The following is a 260-nucleotide window of genomic DNA, read 5'->3' as shown; positions in this document are numbered from 1 at the left end:
CGCCTTCCAGTTCGCGATGCTGCGGGCGAGCCGCGCCTGGCAATCGGGCGCGTCGCGCAGCGGCGCGATCCGTCCTAGGCCGGCCAGCATCTTTTGCGTGAGCTGGTCGAGCGCCGGCCGCGTGCTGGTCGCCAGGTCGGGCGGCGTGCCTTCGGGCGGCCGCGTCGCGCGCCAGGTGGCAAAGAGCGCGTTCTGCACGTCCTTGCTCGCGGCGATCTGATCCTCGAAGAACGTCCGCGCGAACGCCGGATCCAGGCCCG

Annotated in this window: 1 pseudogene; it reads right to left on the bottom strand. The window is 72.7% G+C overall.

Annotated features, from left to right (window positions below):
• Positions 1–260: pseudogene (locus SB772_RS42585) on the bottom strand (chorismate mutase); the annotation flags it as partial.

Origin of the sequence: Paraburkholderia sp. SIMBA_030 (genome assembly GCF_046535245.1) — a bacterium.
Taxonomy (GTDB): Bacteria; Pseudomonadota; Gammaproteobacteria; order Burkholderiales; family Burkholderiaceae; genus Paraburkholderia.
The sequence above is the reverse complement of the archived record's forward strand: the minus strand, read 5'-3'. Positions and strand labels throughout refer to the sequence as shown.